This window comes from Streptomyces pyxinae (assembly GCF_024756275.1).
Classification (GTDB): domain Bacteria; phylum Actinomycetota; class Actinomycetes; order Streptomycetales; family Streptomycetaceae; genus Streptomyces; species Streptomyces pyxinae.
In genome coordinates, this window is sequence record NZ_JANUGQ010000022.1 from 65,169 (window position 1) to 85,261 (window position 20,093).

At 77.1% G+C, this 20,093-nt stretch carries 15 protein-coding genes; 4 read left to right on the top strand and 11 right to left on the bottom strand.

The window, feature by feature from the left end; translation table 11 throughout:
• Positions 1-54 precede the first annotated feature (54 nt).
• The 3 genes from NX801_RS22845 to NX801_RS22855 all read left to right on the top strand — a co-directional run bounded on the left by NX801_RS22845 (position 55) and on the right by NX801_RS22855 (position 4,611).
• Positions 55-2,811, top strand: a complete 2,757-nt coding sequence (locus NX801_RS22845) for a SpoIIE family protein phosphatase (RefSeq protein ID WP_258789767.1) — start codon at positions 55-57, stop codon at positions 2,809-2,811.
• A gap of 228 nt (positions 2,812-3,039) precedes the next feature.
• Positions 3,040-3,378 (top strand): DUF3140 domain-containing protein, encoded by a 339-nt coding sequence (locus NX801_RS22850; RefSeq protein WP_258789728.1) that lies wholly within the window; start codon positions 3,040-3,042, stop codon positions 3,376-3,378.
• Between the two features lie 201 nt (positions 3,379-3,579).
• Positions 3,580-4,611, top strand: coding sequence for a DNA topoisomerase IB (locus tag NX801_RS22855; protein WP_258789729.1), 1,032 nt, complete (start codon positions 3,580-3,582; stop codon positions 4,609-4,611).
• 38 nt (positions 4,612-4,649) lie between these two features.
• Here the strand turns inward: NX801_RS22855 and NX801_RS22860 are convergent, their stop codons facing one another.
• Positions 4,650-5,396 (bottom strand): SDR family oxidoreductase, encoded by a 747-nt coding sequence (locus NX801_RS22860; RefSeq protein WP_258789730.1) that lies wholly within the window; start codon positions 5,394-5,396, stop codon positions 4,650-4,652.
• Between the two features lie 763 nt (positions 5,397-6,159).
• Between NX801_RS22860 and NX801_RS22865 the strand changes: the two genes are divergently transcribed.
• Positions 6,160-7,482, top strand: a complete 1,323-nt coding sequence (locus NX801_RS22865) for an MFS transporter (protein ID WP_258789731.1) — start codon at positions 6,160-6,162, stop codon at positions 7,480-7,482.
• Positions 7,483-7,810: 328 nt separating this feature from the next.
• Here NX801_RS22865 and rfaE2 read toward each other — a convergent pair whose 3' ends face one another.
• From rfaE2 to NX801_RS22915, 10 genes are all read right to left on the bottom strand, one after another.
• Positions 7,811-9,211 (bottom strand): D-glycero-beta-D-manno-heptose 1-phosphate adenylyltransferase, encoded by a 1,401-nt coding sequence (gene rfaE2, locus NX801_RS22870; RefSeq protein ID WP_258789732.1) that lies wholly within the window; start codon positions 9,209-9,211, stop codon positions 7,811-7,813.
• A complete protein-coding gene (locus NX801_RS22875; RefSeq protein ID WP_258789733.1) occupies positions 9,208-9,858 on the bottom strand; it encodes a D-sedoheptulose-7-phosphate isomerase in 651 nt (216 codons plus the stop codon). The genes rfaE2 and NX801_RS22875 overlap by 4 nt, the downstream gene beginning before the upstream one ends.
• Positions 9,859-10,279: 421 nt before the next feature.
• On the bottom strand, positions 10,280-11,497 hold the full coding sequence (locus NX801_RS22880) for a glycosyltransferase (RefSeq protein ID WP_258789734.1): 1,218 nt from the start codon (positions 11,495-11,497) through the stop codon (positions 10,280-10,282).
• A gap of 254 nt (positions 11,498-11,751) precedes the next feature.
• Complete coding sequence (locus tag NX801_RS22885) at positions 11,752-12,717, bottom strand: glycosyltransferase (protein WP_258789735.1); 966 nt, start codon at positions 12,715-12,717, stop codon at positions 11,752-11,754.
• On the bottom strand, positions 12,714-14,507 hold the full coding sequence (locus NX801_RS22890; RefSeq protein WP_258789736.1) for a carbamoyltransferase family protein: 1,794 nt from the start codon (positions 14,505-14,507) through the stop codon (positions 12,714-12,716). Before NX801_RS22890 ends, NX801_RS22885 begins: the two co-directional genes overlap by 4 nt.
• 142 nt (positions 14,508-14,649) lie before the next feature.
• Positions 14,650-15,630, bottom strand: coding sequence for an NAD-dependent epimerase/dehydratase family protein (locus NX801_RS22895; RefSeq protein ID WP_258789737.1), 981 nt, complete (start codon positions 15,628-15,630; stop codon positions 14,650-14,652).
• Between the two features lie 534 nt (positions 15,631-16,164).
• A complete protein-coding gene (locus NX801_RS22900; protein WP_258789738.1) occupies positions 16,165-16,905 on the bottom strand; it encodes a GNAT family N-acetyltransferase in 741 nt (246 codons plus the stop codon).
• A gap of 95 nt (positions 16,906-17,000) precedes the next feature.
• Entirely contained in the window at positions 17,001-18,095 is a 1,095-nt protein-coding gene (locus tag NX801_RS22905) for a carboxylate-amine ligase (protein ID WP_258789739.1), read from the bottom strand.
• Between the two features lie 214 nt (positions 18,096-18,309).
• Positions 18,310-19,206: a glycosyltransferase family 2 protein gene (locus NX801_RS22910; protein ID WP_258789740.1), complete on the bottom strand. Its 897-nt coding sequence runs from the start codon at positions 19,204-19,206 to the stop codon at positions 18,310-18,312.
• Positions 19,203-20,087, bottom strand: coding sequence for a glycosyltransferase family 2 protein (locus tag NX801_RS22915; RefSeq protein ID WP_258789768.1), 885 nt, complete (start codon positions 20,085-20,087; stop codon positions 19,203-19,205). The genes NX801_RS22910 and NX801_RS22915 overlap by 4 nt, the downstream gene beginning before the upstream one ends.
• Positions 20,088-20,093: the final 6 nt, after the last annotated feature.

Here is a 20,093-nt window from a genome sequence, read left to right on the forward strand (position 1 = left end):
GTTGAGCGGCGGGCCCGGGCGGCCGACCATGAGGAGACGGAGGAGGCGGGTGCCATGAGCGCGGAGGGCACGGCCGGGGGGTACGACTTCCGCGGCCCGCTGGACGCCGCCCGGGCGGCGACCGCCGTCCTGGACGCCGAGGGCGTGATCGTCGGCTGGGGCCCGGCCGCCGAGGCGCTGCTCGGACACGCCCCGCACGAGGTGCTCGGCAGGCCCATCGGCACCCTGGTGGTCGACCGGGCGGGCGCGTACGCGATGGCGGCCCCGCTGCCCGGCGCGGCCGGGGCCCGCCGCCAGGTGCTGTACCTGCGCCACCGGGACGGCCGCATCACCCGGGCGGCCACCGAGAGCCTGCCGCTCGCCCACGCCGGTACCGGCGGTCCCGCCCGGCTGCTGGCCATCGCGGACGCGGACGAGACCGAGCGCTGGGAGGCCCTCCAGTCGATGCTGCGCGGCCTGGCCACCCAGTCCCCGGTCGGCCTCGCCATCTACGACACCGACATCCGGATCGTCTGGACCAACCACGCCCTGCACGTCGAGATGGGCACCAGCCAGTACGCCGGTCTCGGCCCGGACGAACAGGCCGCGGACGGCGAGGTCATCTCGCCCGGCTACCCCGCCACGCTGGAGGAGACCATGCGGCGGGTGCTCGCCACCGGCGAGCCGGTCATCGAACTGCACTACCGGGGCCGCCCGCCGGTGGAGCCCGACCGCCCCCGGGTCTGGTCCTGCTCCTACTACCGCCTCCAGGACGGCCGGGGCACCCCGCTCGGGGTCTGCGAGGAGACCGTCGACATCACCGACCGCCATCTCGCCCAGCAGCGCCTCGACCTGCTGGTCCAGGCCGGCCGGCACATGGGCACCAGCCTGGACACCGTGCGCACCGCCGAGCAGCTGGCCGCCGTCACCGTGCCCGGGTTCGCGGACGCGGTCACGGTGGACGTGCTGGCGGACGTCCTCACCGGCGGGCAGCTCGTCCCGGCCTCCGCCACCACCGGCCGGGTCGTACGGGTCTTCGGCGGCTTCGACGGCCCGGAGGCCCCCGACGGCCCCGCCGACCGGGACAAGGACCGTGAAGCGGAGCCGTCCGGGGGCCGGGAGACGGAGCCGTCCGGGGGCCGGGAGGCCGATCCGTCCGGGGGCCGGGAGACGGAGCTGGCCGGCGGGCATGGAGCGGAGCCGTCCGGGGGCCGGGAGACGGAGCCGTCCGGGGGACATGGAGCGGAGCCGTCCGGGGCCGGTGCGCCCGGCGACCGGGACGGCGCCGGCCGCACGGCGGGCGCGGCCGACCACCACACCGAGGGCCATCGCACCGACGGCCACCACACCGGCCACCCGGACCATCCGGGCGGCGCGGGAACGGACCCGGGGGCCATCGGCGGGCGCCCGGTGCGGTATCCGCCGGAGTCGCCGCAGGCCCGCTGTCTCGCCACCGGTGAGGCCGTGCGCGACCGGCCGGGACCCGGCGGCGACCCGGACCCGGACGGGACCGCCCGGCTGGTCGTGCCGCTGCGCGCCGACGGCGCCACGCTGGGCGTGGTCACCTTCGTCCGCCATCCGCGCTCCGGCGTCTTCCGGGACGACGACCTGCCGGTGGCCGACGAGCTGGCCGCCCGTACCGCCGTCTCCGTCGACAACGCTCGCCGCTACACCCGGGAGCACAACGCCGCCCTCACCCTCCAGCGCAGCCTGCTGCCCCGGACGCTGCCGCCGCTCACCGGGGTCGAGGTGGCCCACCGCTATCTGCCCGCCGACAGCGGCGCGGGCGTCGGCGGCGACTGGTTCGACGTCATCGCCCTCTCCGGGACCCGGGTCGGCCTGGTCGTCGGGGACGTGGTCGGCCACGGGGTGCGGGCCGCCGCCACCATGGGCCGGCTCCGCACCAGCCTCCGGGTGCTCGCCCGGCTGGACCTGCCGCCGGACGAACTGCTCACCCGGCTGGACGACGTCCTCACCCAGGACGCCCACGAGTACTCGGCGCTGCCCTCGGAGGGCTCGGGAGGCCCGGGTGGCTCGGGCGGCGAGGACCCGGCGCTCGGCGCCACCTGCCTGTACGCCGTCTACGACCCGGTCGCCGGCCGGTGCAGCCTCGCCCGCGCCGGGCACGCGCCCCCGCTGGTGGTGGACCCCGCCACCGGCGCGGTCAGCCAGCCCGAGGTGCCCGCCGGGCCGCCCCTCGGACTGGGCGGACTGCCCTTCGAGAGCGCCGATCTCGAACTGCCCGAGGGCAGTCTGCTCGCCCTCTACACCGACGGGCTGGTCCAGGGCCGGGGCCGCGACCGGGACGCGGAGGTGGACGCCCTCGGCCGGATCCTCGCCCGGCACCGCGAACCGCTGGAGACCCTGGGCGACCGGGCCGTGGCCACCCTGCTGCCCGGGCCGGTCGGCGACGACGCCGCGCTCCTCCTCGTACGGACCCGGCATCTGGACCGGCACGAGGTGGCGGCCTGGGAGCTGGACTCCGATCCCGGGGAGGTGGGCCGGGCCCGGTCGCTCGCCACCGGCCAGGTGGCCGCCTGGGGTCTCGACGGCGAACTGGCCTTCACCACCGAGCTGGTGGTGAGCGAACTGGTCACCAACGCGGTCCGGTACGCCTCCGGCCCCATCCAGCTCCGGCTGATCCGCGACCGCTCCCTGATCTGCGAGGTCTCCGACACCGGCCACACCACCCCGCACGTCCGCCGGGCGGGCGGCGAGGACGAGGGCGGGCGCGGTCTCTTCCTGGTCGCCGGCATGACCCACCACTGGGGCACCCGCTACACCTCCAGCGGCAAGACCATCTGGGCCGAGCAGACCCTGCCGGCCTCCTGAGCCTGCCCGGCCCGCCGGCAGCCGGAAGGCCCGTCGGGCGTCCGGCACGCCCGGCCGGCCCCGCGCCCGGTGCGCCCGGCGCCGCCGGCCGGTCCCGGGGCGGCCCGGCACACCCGGCGCGGCCGGCAAGTCTCCGGAGCGGACGGGTGTTTGCCGGTGCGCCCCGTCGGCAACCCGGAGGGCACGGTGCGCGGCAGCGGGCACCGGGCACCGCACAGGAGGTCCACCATGGCAGCGTCGGAACGGATCAGCGCCGAACTCTGGGACGAGTTCCACACCGTCGTCAACATGACCTCGCGCGAGCTCCAGGAGTGGCTGAGCACCGAGGCGGCCGGCGAACGCACCGAGGAGGTTCCCGACCGGGCCGGGCCGCCCACCGGCCGTCATGTCCTGGAGATCCTCGGTAAGCGGCGTACCGACATCACTGAGGACGACGCCCGGGTCATGCGGCGGGTGGTGGAGATCGTCCGCACCCAGCGCGACCCCGAACTGGAGCCGAAGGCCGGCGACGCCAACTGGCGCCACGGGCTGATGAACGTGGGCCACGACCCGCTCAAGCCGGCGTGACGGCCCCGGGCCGCCCACCGCCGTCCCGCCGCCGGATCCCCGGCATTCCCCGCACCACCCGCCTTCCCGGCCTTCCCCGCGTTTCCCGCGACCCTCCCACCCTCCGCATCCCCACTGTCACCGAACCGGCGCCGCCGCCGCACCGCCCCGGATCCGCGAGCCGGACCGGCGGGTCGGCCGGCTCCGCACAAGGAGTACGCGTTGCGCCTGTCCCATGTCCGGCCCACCGATCCCGGCTACCGCCGGCAGCGGCACGGGCGCGGATTCCGCTACTTCGACGCCGCCGGCCACCCCCTCCGCGACCCCGCGGAGATCGACCGGATCAAGGCGCTGGTCATCCCGCCCGCCTGGCAGGACGTCTGGGTCTGCCGCCGGCCCAACGGCCACCTCCAGGCCGTCGGCACCGACACGGCCGGCCGCCGCCAGTACCTCTACCACCCGGACTTCCGCGCCGGACAGGAGCGGGCCAAGCACGAACACGTACTGGAGGTCGCGGAGACGCTGCCCCGGCTGCGCGAGGAGGCCGAGCGGCGGATGGAGGCGCGCGGACTCACCCGCGACCGGGTGCTCTCCACCGCCGCCCGCCTGCTCGACCTCGGCTTCTTCCGGATCGGCAGCGAGCGGTACACCGATCTGAACAACAGCTACGGGCTGACCACCCTGCTGCGCGAGCACTCCCGCTGCCGCAAGGGCGAGATCGTGCTCAGCTACACCGGAAAGCACGGCAGGGAGCTGGTCCACGCGGTCGTCGACCCGGCCACCTGCCGCAGCCTCACCGCCCTGATGCGCCGCCGGGGCGGCGGGGACCGGCTGCTCGTCTACTGGCAGCGGCCCGAGTGGCACGAGGTGACCGGCGCCGATGTCAACGACCACCTCCGGGAACTCGCCGGCCTGGAGATCACCGCCAAGGACTTCCGGACCTGGCACGGCACCGTGCTTGCCGCCATCGCGCTCGCCGTCTCCCAGCAGGCCGCCCGCAGCGAGACGGCCCGCCGCCGGGCCATCGCCCGAGCCGCCCGGGAGGTCTCCGGCTACCTCGGCAACACCCCGGCGGTCTGCCGCGCCAGCTACATCAACCCGCGGGTGATCGAGCTGTACGAGGAGGGGGTGACCATCGCCCCCGCGCTGCACCGGCTCGGCGCCGACGCGGCGCCCGGGCTCCCGGCCACCCACGGCCCGGCCGAGCGGGCGGTGCTGGAGATGCTCCGCACCGGCCGCCCGCCCCGGGGCTGACCCCCGCCCGGCGGCCGGTACCGGGCGCGCCCGCGGCGTCACGGCCAGGAGGGCTCCCCCCGGGGCACCACGACCAGCTCGGCCGCCGCGCTGCCGGCCGGCACCGAGAGCGCGTACAGCACCGCGTCGGCCACCACGTCGGGGCTCTGGAGCAGCGAGGTGTCGGCGTCCGGGAAGCGCTCCAGGATGAACGGCGTCGCCATCCCGCCCGCGATGACCCCGGTCACCCCGATCGCCGGGCAGTCCCGCCGGGCCTCCTGGAAGAGCGTGTGGGTGAAGGCCCGCAGTCCGGTCTTGGCCGCCGCGTACGCTCCCGCCTCGGTCCAGGTCCGGTTGGAGGCGGTCGACAGGATGTTCACGATGTGGCCGCCGCCCCGGGCGATCATGCGCCGGTAGGTCTCCAGACAGAGATAGACCGGACCGAGCAAGTTGGTCGTGACCACCCGGGTCACCTCCTCGGCCGTCAGATGCTCGATCGGCTTGGTGACGTCCACGGCCGCGTTGTTGACCAGGACGTCCGGCGTGAGCCCGTCCTGCTCCAACTCCCGGAACACCCCGGCCACCGCGTCGGCGTCCCGGACGTCCAGTTCCACGAACCGGGCGTCCCCGCCGCCCCCGGCGAGCTCGTCGCAGAGCTCCCGTGCCTGCTCCTTGCGCACGTCCGCGATCAGCACCGCCGCGCCCGCGCCCGTCAGCGCCCGGACGATCGAGGCGCCCAGCCCCCGCGCCCCGCCGGTCACCAGGGCCCGCTTCCCGGTCAGGCCCACCCGTGCTCCGCCACCCATGTCCGCGCCTCTCCGCCGTCCGGATCCGGGGCACCGGGGCGCGCTCCGCGCTCCGGCGCCATGGCTTCCACTGTGGCGCGCGCCACTACGCTCGGCATCCCGGCCGGTCACTGTGAGCAAGCGCACCCGGTGGCCGGGAGCCCGTGCGGCGCAAGGGCCGCTCGCCCTCCGGCGGGCTCCGGGGCGGCCGGGCCGGGTTCCGGCGGTCGAAGCGGTGGGGGAGCGTCTGCCACGATGGTCGCCGCTCCGGGCCCGTCCTCCGTGTGCTCCGGCGCCCCCTGCCGAACCCGGCCCGGCCGTGCGACGACGCGCGCGCCGGATTCCGTCGCGTCCGGGTCCGCGGAGCCGTTCCCCTGTCCGAGCCGCCGATGGGCTCGGCTGTTCCGTCCCGCGAGTCCTTCCGCGGACCGTCCCGCCGACCTCCCGACCTCCCGACCTCCCGACCTTCCGTACGCCGTCCGGGTCACCCCCCGGGCCCGCAACCGAGTGCCGCACTGTGTTTTCGACATTCTCGACGATTTCGATGCTTCCGACATTCTCGATGTCTTCGACGTTCTCGATGTTCTCGAAGTTTCGGACTTCTTCTCTTCCGTCCTCCCCCCGCCCGGCTGCCAAGCCCGCGCCCGCCACCGGCCCTTCCAGACCGGCTATGGGCGCCCCCGGCTCCGCCCCCGGCGGGCCCCGGTGGTCCCGGCTCCGGCGGCCCGGCGGCCGGCGCCCGGGCGGTGACCACGCGCCCTGGCGTTCGCTCCGCTACCCCGCCATGCGCTGGTGGTCGCTGGCCAACCTGGTCTCCAACACCGGCACCTGGATGCAGCTGACCGTGCAGAACCTGCTGGTCCTCCAGATCACCGGCTCCGCCGCCGCGACCGGGCTCTCGCTCTCCGTGCAGGCCGCGCCCGGACTGCTGATGGGGGTGGTGGGCGGCACCCTCGTCGACCGCTGGCCCCGGAAGCTCACCGCCGCCGTCAGCCAGGCGCTGCTGGGCGCGGTCGCCTTCACCACGGCGCTGCTCATCGCGTACGACCGGCTGAACCTGGGCGCCCTGATGACCCTGGCCGCCGTCACCGGGCTGATCGCCACCGTCGACGGGCCCGCCTGCTCCCTGCTCGGCAACGATCTGGTGCGCCCCGAGGACGTGCCCTCCGCGATCGGCGTCGGCTCGCTGGTGCACAGCGCCGGACGGCTGGCCGGAGCGGGCCTGGCCGGGGGCGCGGTCGCCCTGCTCGGCACCGGCGCCGCCTACGCCGCCAACGGCCTGTCGTTCCTCTTCGTGACGGCCGTCATCCCGTTTCTGCGCCCGGCGGCGGGCGCCGCGCCCCAGGCCGGCCGACCGGTGGCGGACGGCGCCCGGACACCGGCGTCCGCGTCCGCGCCGGCGCCGGAGCGGAGGAGCGTACGGGAGGGGCTGGCGTTCTTCGTCCGGCGCCCCCGGCTGGTGGCCCTGGCCGGCATCACCGGGCTCAGCGCGGTCTTCGGGCGCAACTACGGACTGACCCTCGCCGTCCTGGTCACCGGCCCGCTGGCCGGGGGCGCCGGCTCCTTCGGCACGGTCTCCATGGCGCTGGCCGCCGGCGGCATCCTCGGCGCCGTGCTGGGCGCCCGGCTGCGCAGGCCGTCCGTCCGGCTGGTCGGCACCCTGGCCGCCGCCGGGGCGCTCCTCCAGGTGGCGGCGGGCCTCTCGCCCTCACTGGCGGTACTGCTGGTCCTGGTGCTGCCCATGGCGGTGGTGGAGTCGGTGTCCGACACCGCCGGGACCACCGTGCTCCAGACCGATCCGCCGCCTCATCTGCGCGGCCGGGTGCTGGGGGTGTGGAGCACCGCGCAGACCGGCTGGGGGCTGGCCGGGCCGCCCGCGCTGGGCCTGCTCATGGAGACGGCCGGGGCCCGGGGCGCCCTGGTGACCGGTGGTCTGCTGATCGCCGGAGCGGCCGTGGCCGGGCGGATGCTGGCCGCGCGCGGTGTCCTGGCCGCCCGCCCGGCCCCGTGCCCGTCCGTCGTGCCGATCCCGGCACCGGTCCCGGTCCCGTCGGGTCCGGGCCCCCGGGCGGCCGAGCACCGGGTGCTCACCCCGGTGGCCGCCTGACCGCCGGCCCCGTCCGTACGGGCTCCCGGCCATCCGCACCGGCCGCGCACCGGGCGGCCTCGGAAGGGGCGTACGCGGCGGACGCCGGTGCCGGTGCCACTCGGAGGGCCGAGGCGCACCCGTCGGGCCCGGGGGGTCCCGGGCGGCGGACGCCGGAGGGCCGTCGCACCGCCGGGTCCGGGCCCCCGGCGGATGGCCCCGGGAGGGCATACCGCCGGGTCCGGGCTCCCGGGAGGGGGGTGCCGCAGGGCTCACACCCCCGGGCGGCGCGCCGGCCGGAGCCGCCGGGAGGCGCGTACGGTCCGGCCGGCCGCCACCCGCTCGGCCGCTACCGGCCCGGCGGGCGGACCGGGGTGGCGGCCTCCGCCGCGCGGCGGGCCAGCTTGGTGGTGGACCGGCCGTCGAGGTAGGGCAGCACCACCGCCTGGCCACCCCAGCCGCTCAGCACCCCGGCCTCCGGCAGGTCCTCGGCGGAGTAGTCGCCGCCCTTCACCCACACATCGGGCCGCAGCCGGCTCAGCAGCTCGCTCGGGGTGTCGCCGTCGAAGACCGCGACCGCGTCCACGCTGCCCAGACCGGCCAGCACCCGGATCCGGTCCGCGAGCGGGCTCAGCGGCCGGCCGGGGCCCTTCAGCCGCCCCACCGACTCGTCCGAGTTGACGCAGACGATCAGGCAGTCGCCGATCCGCCGGGCACTCTCCAGCAGCCCCACATGACCGGCGTGCAGCAGATCGAAGCAGCCGCCGGTGGCCACCACCGTGCCGCCCTCCGCCCGTACCCGCTCGGCCAGCGCGAAGGCGTCGGTCCCGGCCGGTGCCGGGCGGTGGGTGCCGGTGCCGCGCCGCCAGAGCGCCGCGTTCCCCGCGCCGCCCTCCGCCACGAAGTCCGCCGCCTCGGTGACCGCCCGCTGCAACGCCTCCTCCGGCAGCGCCCCGTCGGCCAGCGCGGCCACCGTGGCGGCGGCGAAGCAGTCGCCGGCCCCGCACGAGTCGCCCCGCGCCCGGTAGGGGGCGGGCACCAGCATCGGCGTGGAGTCACCCGGACGGGTGAGCAGCACCCCGCGCTCACCCAGCGTCACGGCCACGGTCGCCACCCGCCAGCGCTCCGCCAGCTCGGTGCCCCGCTCGGCGTAGTCCCGCAGCGAGTCGCCGGTCCCGCCGCAGAGGGCTCGGGTCTCGGCCGCGTTGGGGGTGACGATCCGGACTCCCGGCACCGGCGCGTCGCCCTTGAGATGCGGGTCCCAGACCACCGGCACCTTCGGCGCCACCGCCGCCAGGTGCTCCCGCACCGCGCCCGCCGTGTGCCGGCCGTAGTCCGCGACCAGCACCGCCCCGGCCCGCTCCAGCGCGTCCCGCACCGTTCCGTCCGGTTCCCCCGGGTCCCCGCCGCCCCGGTCGATCCGCACCAGGGGCCGGCCGCCCGCCAGCACCCGGGTCTTCACCGGCAGGGTGCCGTGCAGCGGCAGTTCCACCACCCGCACCCGGCCGCGCAGCGAGCGGCGCACGGCGTCGCTGGCCGGGTCGTCGCCCAGCGCGGTGACCAGTACCACGTCCCGGCCGCCCCGGGCCGCGAGCAGGGCGGCCAGCCCGGCGCCGCCGGGCCGGCGCTGGTTGCCGGTCACATCCACCACCGGGGCGGGCGCGTCCGGCGCCAGCCGGGTGGCCTCGCCCTCGATGTCCTCGTCCAGCAGGACGTCCCCCACGACCACCAGCGGTTCACGGCTGCTCATGTCATCCTCCGGTCGGCGGTGACGGCCGGCCGCCCGGCACCCGCGCCACGGGAGGGCGGGGCGGCGGCCAGGTCGAAGCTCTCGCACAGCAGATGGACGGCGACCAGATGGGCCTCCTGGACGGCCGCCGTGGTGGCACCCGCCACGCACAGCGCCTCGTCGGCCGCCTCGGCCAGCGGGTTGGGGCCGGGGCCGGTCAGGGCCCAGACCCGTAGCCCGGCGGCCCGCCCGGTGACGGCCGCCGCGATGAGATTGGCACTCCGCCCGGAGGTGGACAGCAGCACCAGGACGTCGCCGGGGCGGCCGTGCGCCGCGACCTGGCGGGCGTACACCTGGTCGAAGCCGTAGTCGTTGCCGATGGCGGTCACGCTGGAGGTCTCCGCGTGCAGCGAGAGGGCCGAGTACGCCGGGCGCTCCCGCTGGTAGCGGCCGACCAGCTCGGCGGTCAGATGCTGGGCCTGGGCCGCGCTTCCGCCGTTCCCGGCGGCCAGCAGCCGACCGCCCACCGGCAGGACGGCGGCCAGCTCGGTGCCCCAGAGGGCGAGCCGTTCCAGGCCCGGCCCGCGCAGCTCGGCCAGCGCCTCCTGAAGGGACTGGCAGTGCCGCTCGGCGGCCTCCAGCACGGGGGAGGAGAGGGGTTCGGTCATGGCGTTCGGGCCTGCCGGGTCCCGGGGGACTCCGGCGCCGGCCCGCACCTCCTTCTTCGGGCTTCGGGCTTCGGGCGTCGGGTACGTGCGTCGGGCGTCGGGTACGTACGGGCGCGTCCGCCGCGTACGGGGAGCCGGTCGGCGCCGTCCCCGGCGGGGAGGCTCCCGCCCGGGTGACGGGCCCGCCGCGCGGCAGAGCCGAGGCGACCGTGGGCGAGGGCCTTCCGGCTCTGACGGCCCTTCCGGGTACGGCGCGCCCTTCCGGGTGCGAGGGGCCGCACGGTACGAGGGCCTCGCGGCCACGAGGGGCCTTCCGGGCACGGCGTCCTTCCGGCTCCGAGGGGCCTTCCGGGTGCGCGGGCCTCGCGGCTGCGGCGGCCCGCCCGGCTCCGGGGGCCTCCCGCGTCCGCGCGGCCCCGGCTCAGGCCATCTCGGTCACCGCCGGCCGCGCGGCGAGCACCGCGTCGTACACCGCCTCGGTGGCGGCCGCCACCCGGGGCCAGCCGAACCGGCTCAGCACCCGGCGCCGCCCGGCCTCCCCGCAGGCGGCCCGGCCGGCCGGGTCGGCCAGCAGCCCGGCGACGGCCAGGGCGAGCGCCTCCGGGTTCCGGGGCTCCACCAGCCGGCCGGTCTCCGGGTCGGCCACCGTGTCCAGCTGGCCGCCCACCGCGCTCGCCACCACCGGCCGGCCACAGGCCATCGCCTCCAGCGGCACGATGCCGAACGGCTCGTAGTCGGCCGGGCAGACCACCACATCGGCGCCGCGCAGCAGCTCGGCTACCCGCTCCCCGGGCACTCCGCCCAGGAACCGGACCCGGTCGGCCACTCCGGCCCGCCGGGCGAGCGCGGTGAGCCGCCGGGCCTCCGGGTCGTGACCGATTCGGTCGGCCGGCGGCCCGCCCGCCACCAGCAGCTCGGCGCCGGGCAGCCGGGTGAGCGCCTCGATGGTGACGGCCGCGCCCTTGCGGGGCACCAGTCGGCCGAGCTGGAGCAGCCGGTGGCGGTCACCGGCGGGCGGCGTGGCCGGGCCTTCCGGGCGGAACAGCTCGGTGTCCACCCCACACGGCACCACGCTCACCCGGTCCGGGGGGATGCCCATCCGGGCCAGCTCGGCCACCTCGTCGCGGCAGGTGGCGATGATCCGCTCACAGCCCAGGCCGACCTCGGTCTCCCGGCCGACCCGCGCCGGGGGACTGGTGTCGGCGGCCCCCTGGTGACGCCGCTTCACCGTGCCCAGCGCGTGGTACGTGTGCACCAGCGGCAGGCCCAGCTCCCGGGTGGCCCGCAGCGCGGCGAGCCCGGACATCCAGAAGTGCGAGTGCACCAGGTCCGGCGGGTCCCCGCCGTCGCGCCACTCGGCGGCCAGCAACCGGCCGAAGGCGCCCATGTGGGGGAGGAGCTCGTCCTTGGGCACCGGTCCGGGCGGCCCGGCCGGCACATGCCGCACCTCCACGCCCGGCCGCAGCGCCACCCGGTCGGGCAGCTCCCGGGAGTCGCGCCGGGTGTACACGGTCACCCGGTGACCCCGGTCGGCCAGCGCCCCGGCCAGCCGGGCGACATGCACGTTCTGGCCGCCCGCGTCGACCCCGCCCAGGACGGCGAGCGGACTGGCGTGCTCCGAGACCAGCGCGACGGACAACCCGCGCCCGCCCCTGCCCCCGGACGGATCGCCTCCGCTCCGGGCCGGACCGCTCCCGCGCCCGGCCGGACCGCTTCCGACGGTGACGGGGCCTCGCCCGTGCCCGACCGGACCGGTCCCGGTCGGACCGCTTCCGTCCCCGCGCCCGGCCGGACCGTACCCGCCCGTGACGGTGTGGTTCCGCCCGCCCGGGGCCGGCGGCTCGGGGGGTGCCGGAGGGACGGCCTCCGCAGGGCCCGGTGATTCGGCGGACGTCATGCGCACACCTCCGTCATCAGACGCTCCCAGTCGTCCAGGAAGCGCTTCAGCCCGTACCGCTCCAGGGCCGCCTGCCGGGCCCGGGCCCCGTCCTCGGCCGCCGCCTCCGGCTCGGCCAGGTAGTGCCGGGCCGCGCGGGCCAGCACCTCGGGCCGGGTGGAGAGCTTCCCGGCGCCGGCCGGCACCGCCTCCACCGCCTCGGTCGTCGCCAGCGCCACCACCGGCAGTCCCAGGTGCATGGCCTCCAGCAGGGAGAGCCCCAGCGAGGTCCAGCGCACCGGGTGCAGATAGAGCCGCCGTTCGGCCAGGGCCGGGTGCAGCTCCCGCTGCGGCAGATCGGCGGTGCGGCACCGCTCCCCGGCCAGCCCCAGGTGGGCGGCCAGGCCCTCCGTACGCATCCCGAACACATCGAGCGGGGCGGCCTCGGCGAGTGCCGGCAGCAGATCCGTACCGGTCCACCGGCCGCGCCGCACCGGCTCGTTGACCACCACCGCCGCCCGGGGCAGCCGGCCGGTGTAGAGGTGGCCGGGATCGACGACGCCGTGCTCGATCACCTCGGTCCTGGTCCGGCCGTTGTCCCAGAACAGCCGGTTGAAGTGGGTCACATGCACCAGCGTCAGATCGTCCCGGTCCGCGCACGGGTGCCGGGTCAGCGGCACGTCCCCGTCGGGCGCGTTGTGCTCCAGGTACACGGCCGGGACATCACGCCCCGGGCGGCGACCGCCCAGCCACCGCTCGGCCAGCTCCTCCTCGTGCGGGCGCTGGAGGACGACCAGGTCCACCTCCGCCTCGCGCAGCTCCCCGGGCGTCAGCTCCCGTACCGAGGCGGGCCAGGAGAAGGTGCGGGCCCGGCCCAGCCCGTCCGGGCCGCGATCCGGTGTGACCGGCACCAGATAGCTGTGCGGGCCCTGCACGAAGGCGGTGGTCCAGGAACCGTGCACATGCCACAGCAGGATGTTCATCGGACCGCCCCTCCGGCCGGCCCGGCGGCGTCCCCGGGCAGCGCCCCGACAGCCCCCGGCACCCCGGCCGCCCCGACCGTGCCCGTCGCCCCGGCCGCGTCGGCCGTCCCCGTCGCCCCGGCCGCGTCGGCGGTGTCGCCCGCGCCGCCCGCCGCGAAGAAGCCGCCGCGCCGGACCGCGTACGGGCCGATCGCCAGCAGGTCCACGGGCGAGGAGCCGAAGCACTCCAGCGCGTCCCGGGGGTCGTCCACCATCGGCCGGCCGGCCGTGTTGAGGCTGGTGTTGACCACCACCGGCAGCCCGGTCAGCCGCTCGAAGCCGGTCAGCATCCGCGCCACCAGCGGCTCGGTGCGCCGGTCCACGGTCTGGATCCGCGCGGTGCCGTCCACATGCACCACCGCCGGGATCCGGTCCCGCCACGCGGGCGCCACCTCGTGGACGAAGAGCATGTACGGGGAGGGGATCTGGCCGTCGAAGATCTCGCCCGCCCGCTCGGTGAGCACCATCGGCGCCACCGGCCGGAACTGCTCCCGGCCCTTGACGTCGTTGAGCCGCTCCAGATTGCCGGCGTGGCCCGGGTGGGCCAGCAGTGAACGGTGGCCGAGCGCGCGCGGGCCGAACTCCGAACGCCCCTGGAACCAGGCGACGATCCCGTTCTCCGCCAGCGTCGCGGCCACCTCGGCGGCGATGTCGGCGGGCCGGTCGAAGGGCACCCCGGCCGTCTTGAGCCAGGCGCCCAGCTCGGCGTCGGACCAGTCACGGCCCAGGTCGGCGCCGGGCATCGGCTCCGGCTCGTCCCCGGCGCCCGCCGCCAGCAGCAGCGCGCCGCCCAGCGCCGTACCGGCGTCCCCGGCGGCCGGCTGCACCCAGACCCGGGAGAACGGCCCCTCCCGGGCGATCCGGGCGTTGGCCACGCAGTTCAGCGCCACCCCGCCGGCCAGCGTGAGCACCTCGTCACGGGTCTGGCCGTGCAGCCACCGGACCAGGTCGAGCAGGGTCTCCTCCAGCACCGCCTGGGCGCTGGCCGCCACGTCCGCGTGGTCCTGGGTCCATGCCTCGTCCGCGCCGCGCGGCGGGCAGAACTCCCGCCAGGGCACCCCCGCCGCCCGGAACCCTCCGTCCCCGGTCGGGTGGACGTACCGCCGCAGCTCGGCCAGCATCCGTGGCCGGCCGTGCGAGGCGAGCGCCATCACCTTGAACTCGTCCGAGGAGCGCAGGAAGCCGAGGTGCTCGGTCAGCTCCTCGTAGACCAGGCCCAGCGAGTGCGGCAGCTCCTGGGCGCGCAGCGGTTCGAGCCGCCGGTGCACCCGGCGGGCCGCCAGGTGCGAGGCCCGCTCTCCGCGCCCGTCCAAAACCAGCACGGAGGAGGTGTCCGCGCCCGCCACCGCGAAGGCGCCCGAGGCCGCGTGCGCCATGTGGTGCGGGACGAAGCGCACCCGCTCCGGGTCCAGCCCCGGCAGCGCGGCGGCCAGGAAGCCGGGGGCCTCCCGGGCGTAGGTCAGCCGCAGATGGTCCCAGGGGTCGTCGAGCCCCAGCTCTCCGGCGGGCCGGGCGAGCGCGGGCTCGAAGGAGTAGGCCACCGCGTCCAGGTCCTGGGGCCGCAGCCCGGCCCGCTTCAGACACCAGGCGGCGGCCTGCTCGGGCAGCTCCCAGGCGGAGAAGGGAAGCGGACGCTTGCCGTGCTTACGCCTGGAGAAACGTTCCTCCTCGGCGGCGGCGACGGTCTTGCCGTCGATCACCAGCGCGGCGGACGGATCGTGGAAGAGGGCGTTGATTCCGAGGATGCGCATGGGCGTCCTGGCCTTTCGGCGGAAGGGGTGCGGCGGCGCCTGTCGGCGGAAGGGCCCGCCGGCCGGCCGGCCGGAACGGGGCGCGGGACGGGCTCGGAGTGGACGGGCCCGGGGGGCGTCCGGCGGGCGGGTCCCGGAGCGGTCAGGACGGGGCGTCCGGGTGGGCGCGGAACCACTCGATGGTGCGCCGCAGCCCCTCCTCGGCCGCCACCTCGGGCTCCCAGCCGAGCTTGTCGCGGGCGAGGGTGATGTCCGGGCAGCGCACGGCCGGGTCGTCGGTGGGACGCTCGATGAACCGGACGTCCGAGGCCGAACCGGTGAGCCGGATGATCAGCCGCGCCAGCTCCAGCATGGTCAGCTCGTCCGGGTTGCCGATGTTGACCGGCCCGCGCAGCCCGTCGGCGGCGGCCGCGAGGATGCCGCGCACGGTGTCGTCCACGAAGCAGAGCGAACGGGTCTGGAGCCCGTCCCCGGTGACGGTGAGCGGCTCGCCGGCCAGCGCCTGCCGCACGAAGGTGGGCACCGCCCGCCCGTCGTGGCCGCGCATGCCGGGGCCGTAGGTGTTGAAGAGCCGCACGATGCCGGTGTCGGTGCCGTGCGCCTCGGCCTCGGCGGTGGTCAGCGCCTCGCCGAAACGTTTCGCCTCGTCATAGACACTGCGCGGGCCGACCGGGTTGACATTGCCCCAGTAGCGCTCGTTCTGCGGGTGCTGCTGGGGGTCGCCGTAGACCTCGGAGGTGGAGGCCAGCAGAAAGCGCGCCTCCGAACGGTGGGCCAGCGCCAGCGCGTTGCGGGTGCCGAGGCTGCCGGTCTCCAGGGTGTGCAGCGGCAGCCGCAGATAGTCGGCGGGGGAGGCGGGCGAGGCGAAGTGCAGCACCAGGTCCGGGCGGCGGCCGGCGCCGAACGGCCCGGTGACGTCCGTCTCCACCAGGGTGAAGCCCGGCCGGCCGAGCAGCGGGGCTATCGTGGCCCGCCGCCCGGTGCTGAAGTCGTCCACGCAGGTCACGGCCGTGCCGGCGGCCAGCAGGGCGGTGCAGAGGTGCGAACCGACGAAGCCGGCGCCGCCGGTCACGACGGCGTGCTCCCATCTGCCTTCCCAACCGGTCGGGACGGTGCTGGTCATACGGCCTCCTCCGGGCGGATCCGAGAACCGGGTCGGCACCCGGGTCCCCCGTGTGCCCTCGACCAGGCTGGTCCGTCCGGGGGGTGACGGCGCGGTGATGTACGCCGTTCGAGTGAGCGGCCGGAATTTCCCGCCGAAGCGGTACGGCTCCGAGGGGCGTCGCCCGTCCCTCCGGCCGCTCCCGTGGCCCGAGGCCCCGCGCCGGACGTCGCCCGGCGCGGGACGGGTGCCCGCCGGAGGGCGCGTACGGGGCCCCGCCCACCGCCTGGACGTGGCCGGGCCGGGCCGCCCGCCTCCGGGACGCGCGGCCGCCACCTCCTGCCGCCGAACAACGGCAGGGCCGTGCCCCGCACCGGGCGTGGCCGGGACACCCGTCGGGGCGCGCGGCGGCCCCCGCTTCAGGCGCCGTACGGCGGCCGGCCCGGCCCGGCGGGGGCATGGGCCCGGCCCGCCCGCCGGACCACGGGCGACCGGAGGCACGTCCCCCGGGGCACCCGGCCGTGCCTCCGCCCGCTGGGGCGCGTGGCTCCCGCTTCAGGGGCCGTACGGCGGCCGGCCCGGCCCGGCGGGGGCATGGGCCCGGCCCGCCCGCCGGACCACGGGCGACCGGAGGCACGTCCCCGGGGCACCCGGCCTCCGCCCGCCGAACGGGGTGCGGCCGGCCCTGCCCGCCGGCCGGGCCCGGCCCGCGCCCGCGTGCGCCGGAGGTGTGCGGCCCCGCCGGCCGGGCCGGCGTCCGGCCCCGGCGGGCCCGGCGCCGTCGGGGCTCTCGGTGAACCCCAGCCGCTGGTTCATCACGATGACGCCCGTGTTCGCCGGGTGGTGGAGCGTCGTGATCCGGCGCGCCCCGCGCTCCCGGGCGAAGCCCATCGCGAAGGTCTTCATGGCCGTCGCCACGCCCCGGCCCCGGTAGTCCCGCCGCACCCCGGTCATCTCATTGAAGAGAAAGCCGTCGTGGACCGAGGTGGCGGCCATGCCGATCCACCGGTCGCCGTCCAGGGCGATCACCACACCGCCCGGGGCGTAGGACGCGACGGCGAAACGCCGCTCCACGTACTCCTCGAACGAGAAGAACTCCCCGCGCTCGGGGATGTCGGCGGAGCACTCCCCGTTCAGCTCGTAGAGCGCGCGGCGGTGCTCCGGGGTGGCGCCGAGAACGGCCGGCGTGGTCAGGCGAATGCCCTCCGCGCGGCACCGCGTCACATACGCCGCGAAGCGCGCGGCGTCGAACGCCGCCACGTCCAGTTCGAGCCTCACCCGGTCCACGTCCACCACAGCGTCCCCCCGCCCCGTCCGGCATCGTCGCGCCCCTCCTGCCGCACCGGCCGCCGCCGGAGAAGATCACCGGGTCCGCCGGAGCCGGTCCCGGTCTACGGCGCCACCGTCTCGGTGGCCAGCAGCTCGGCCAGCGCCGCCGTACCGTCGTCGGCCAGCACCTGGCGCTGCCGGTCGGCGGAGGTGCCCTCCTGGAGCAGCCGGTGCAGCAGCGAGGTCACCTCGCGGGTGTCCCCGGCCTCGTCCAGCGCGGGCGCGAGCCGGTCCATGAACACGGCCAGCAGGTCCCCGGCCCGGCAGGACCGGCCCTCGGGATCGATCAGCAGCCCGCTGAGTCCGTGCCGGGCGGCGTGCCAGTTGGCCGCCTGAAGCAGCTCGGGCGGGCACTCCGGCACCGGCGCCCCGGCCTTCTCCTCCCGGATGGCGGTGGCGATCAGGGCGCGGACGATCCCGGCGAACATCACCGAGCTGTCCGCCCGGAGCTGGACGTCGGGGCAGCGTATCTCCACGGTCGGATAGCGGTCCGAGAGCCGGGCCTGCCAGTAGAGCTGCCCGGTGTCGGTGATCACTCCGGAGTCCAGCAGCCGCCGTATCCGGTGCTCGTGGTCGGCGGCGTCGGTGAACCGGGGCGGCGGCCCGCTCACCGCCCAGCGGCCGAAGATCACCGTGCGCCAGCTGGCGAAGCCGGTGTCATGGCCGTCCCAGAGCGGGGAATTGGCCGACATCGCCACCAGCGTCGGCAGCCAGACCCGGACCCGGTTGAGCACCGCGACCCCGGTCTCCCGGTCGGGCACGGCGGCATGGATGTGCATGCCGTTGACCAGCTGTTCGGCCACCAGCTGCGGGGCCTGGGTGCGCATGGCGATGTAGCGGGCCTGCTCGGTGACCGGGACGGGGGCCGACTCGCGGAACGGGGCGGTGGCGCAGGCGGCGATCCGGCAGCCGCTCCGCTCGGCCGCGGCGCCCACGGCGTGCCGCAGCCGCAGCAGATGGCCGCCCACCTCGTCCAGGTCGGTACAGACCGGCGTGGCGACCTCCACCTGGGCCTGGAGCAGCTCGGACTGGACCTCCCGGTCGTCCACGACCGTCTCCAGACCCGCCGCGGCGCGGACCTGCTCGCCCAGCGGGACGGGCAGACAGGTGACCGGATCGAGCAGCAGATACTCTTCCTCGACCCCAAGGGTGATCATGCCGGGCGAGTACCCCTCCGGCACCCCGCTGAATCGGTGGACCGGCCCGGCGGCCCGCCCGGTGGCTCGATCCCGCCCCGGCCCGCCCCGGGGGCCACCGGGCCGTCGCGGGCCCCGGCTCCCGGCCGCTCCCGGGCCGGGTCCGGGCGCCGCCCGCCGGGCCGGCCGCGTACCCGCCCGGCCCGGGACCGGGGCTCGTCCCGCCGCCCCGCGCTCAGCCCACGTACCGGCGGGCGGTGGAGCGCCGCTGCTCGCGGCCCAGGACCACCAGCCGCGCCTCCACCTCGGCCGGCACCACCCGGCGCTCCCGCAGCACCCAGGGCAGTCCGGCCAGCGCCGCGCCGAAGGCCCGTACCGACGCCCAGTCGCGCGGCACGGTCCTGGCCAGGTGCAGGGTGCGGCCCAGGGCCGGGCCGAGCGGCCGGCGCAGCCAGCAGAACCAGAGGGTGTTCCGCACCCCGTGGATCCGCCGCAGGGTCGGGTCCCGCGCCAGCGAGGGGGCGTGGTGGGCGGTCAGCTCCGCCGCGTACACCAGCCACCAGCCGCGCGTCGCCAGATCGGTGGCGAGCAGCTCCTCCTCACCGCCCAGCCAGAGCCGGGGACTGAAGCCGCCCGCCTCCCGGAAGGCGGCCACCCGCATCACCGTGGCCGCCGCCAGGAAGGAGCCCAGGGCCGGCCCCGGCAGCCAGCCGGGACCGGTCAGCGGCGAGTCCCGAAGCTCGGCGACGATCGGGTCCTCGGTGCCGGCCGGCTCCACCACGATCCGCGCGGTCACCGCCGCAAGCCGGGCGTGCCGGTCCAGCAGGCCGGCCGCGCCCGCGAGCGAACCGGGCTCCCACCAGGAGTCGTCGTCGCAGAAGGCGACATAGGGCGTGGTCACCCGCCGTACGGCGAGATTGCGGCCGACCGCGCCCAGGTTCCGGCCCGGGGTGAGCAGGGTGACCTCCGGGTGGAGCCGGGTCACCGCCGTGGCCGTGCCGTCGGTGGAGGCGTTGTCGGTGACGATCACCGGTGGCCGCTCGGGCAGCTCCGCGAGCCGGTCCAGGGTGTGCAGCAGCTCGTCCCGGCGATTGTGGGTGATCACCACCACGGTGGTGCGGGCGCCGGTCACCGTACGGGCCCCCGCCGGTCCGCCGCGTCCAGCAGCCGGGCGGCGGCCTCCACCCGGGGCGGCAGCGGCCGGCGTTCCCACAGCGCCGCCGGCAGCCGGGCGGCCACCCCGCGCAGCGCCCGCCGGGCCTCCGGGTCCCGGCGGGCGGCCCGGGCCAGCGCGGCGGTCGCCCGGAGGGCGGCACCGGGGGAGCGCCGCAGCCAGGCGGTGAGCACCGCGTTCCGCAGCTGCCGGGCGGGCCTTCCGGGCCGGGCGTCGCCCTCCGGGCAGTGCACCGCGACCACCCCGGGGCAGTGGCAGACGCCCCAGCCGGCCGCCGTCAGGTCGTAGGCGAGCAGTGTCTCCTCGCCGCCCAGGAAGAGCATTGGGTGGTAGCCGCCCGCCGCCAGGAAGGCCGAGCGCCGGGCCACCGCCGCGCAGGCCAGGAAGCCCAGCACCCGGGGGCCCGGCAGATCGTCGGCGCGGCCCAGCGGGGAGCCGGCCAGCACCGCGTCCAGCGGGTCCGGGACGCGGTCGGGGCCCACCCGCACCGCCGCCGCCAGCAGCCCCAGCCGGGGATGCCGGTCCAGCAGCCCGGCCGCCCGGTCCAGGGCGCCCGGCTCCCACCAGGAGTCGTCGTCGCTGAACGCCACATAGGGCGTACGGGCCCGCCGGACACCCAGGGTGCGGGCGGCGGCGCCCAGGTTCCCGCCCGCCCGGACCACGGTGACCTCCGGGTGGTCGCGGGCCACAGCCCCGGGCGTGCCGTCCCGGGAGTCGTTGTCCACGACCACCACCGGTGGCCGCTCGGGCAGTGCCGCGAGCCGGTCCAGGGTGCGGGCGAGCCGTTCCCGGCGGTCCCGGGTGATCACGACCACGGTGACCCGGCCCGGCGCGGTCATGGCGCG

Coding starts and splice junctions, on each gene's coding strand:
- NX801_RS22845 (WP_258789767.1), top strand. CDS start 55: ATGAGCGCGGAGGGCACGGCCGGGGGGTACGACTTCCGCGGCCCGCTG.
- NX801_RS22850 (WP_258789728.1), top strand. CDS start 3,040: ATGGCAGCGTCGGAACGGATCAGCGCCGAACTCTGGGACGAGTTCCAC.
- NX801_RS22860 (WP_258789730.1), bottom strand. CDS start 5,396: ATGGGTGGCGGAGCACGGGTGGGCCTGACCGGGAAGCGGGCCCTGGTG.
- NX801_RS22865 (WP_258789731.1), top strand. CDS start 6,160: ATGCGCTGGTGGTCGCTGGCCAACCTGGTCTCCAACACCGGCACCTGG.
- rfaE2 (WP_258789732.1), bottom strand. CDS start 9,211: ATGAGCAGCCGTGAACCGCTGGTGGTCGTGGGGGACGTCCTGCTGGAC.
- NX801_RS22875 (WP_258789733.1), bottom strand. CDS start 9,858: ATGACCGAACCCCTCTCCTCCCCCGTGCTGGAGGCCGCCGAGCGGCAC.
- NX801_RS22885 (WP_258789735.1), bottom strand. CDS start 12,717: ATGAACATCCTGCTGTGGCATGTGCACGGTTCCTGGACCACCGCCTTC.
- NX801_RS22890 (WP_258789736.1), bottom strand. CDS start 14,507: ATGCGCATCCTCGGAATCAACGCCCTCTTCCACGATCCGTCCGCCGCG.
- NX801_RS22895 (WP_258789737.1), bottom strand. CDS start 15,630: ATGACCAGCACCGTCCCGACCGGTTGGGAAGGCAGATGGGAGCACGCC.
- NX801_RS22905 (WP_258789739.1), bottom strand. CDS start 18,095: ATGATCACCCTTGGGGTCGAGGAAGAGTATCTGCTGCTCGATCCGGTC.
- NX801_RS22915 (WP_258789768.1), bottom strand. CDS start 20,087: ATGACCGCGCCGGGCCGGGTCACCGTGGTCGTGATCACCCGGGACCGC.